Raw genomic sequence first — 327 nt, 5'->3', positions numbered from 1 at the left:
ACAATGCTGAATGATCAACACTGGTCTAAGTTACTCTATATTTTCCGTAATTTTGACATTTATTACAAACCAAATCTACGGAATTTTGTAGAGGGTATTCTTTACCGTATAAGAACAGGCTGCCCTTGGCGTGATTTGCCAAAAGAATTTGGTTTGTATAACTCAATATTTAAAAAATATAATCGTTGGTGTAAAAACCATAAACTCATGAAAATTTTTAAATTAATTTCTTCAAATGCTGATGTTGAATGGGTTTTTATTGACGGTAGTCATGTTCGGGCACACCAACATTCTTCTGGAATAAAAGATCAGGATATTTCTAAAAGC

1 protein-coding gene is annotated in these 327 nt (G+C 32.1%); it reads left to right on the top strand.

Annotation, left to right across the window (positions count from 1 at the left end):
* The coding region (locus GGG_RS0119255; protein ID WP_010118250.1) for an IS5 family transposase at positions 1-327 on the top strand (327 nt) is incomplete at both ends.

This window comes from Acinetobacter sp. P8-3-8 (genome assembly GCF_000214135.1).
Lineage (GTDB): Bacteria > Pseudomonadota > Gammaproteobacteria > Pseudomonadales > Moraxellaceae > Acinetobacter.
This window is presented reverse-complemented; position numbering and strand designations above follow the sequence as displayed.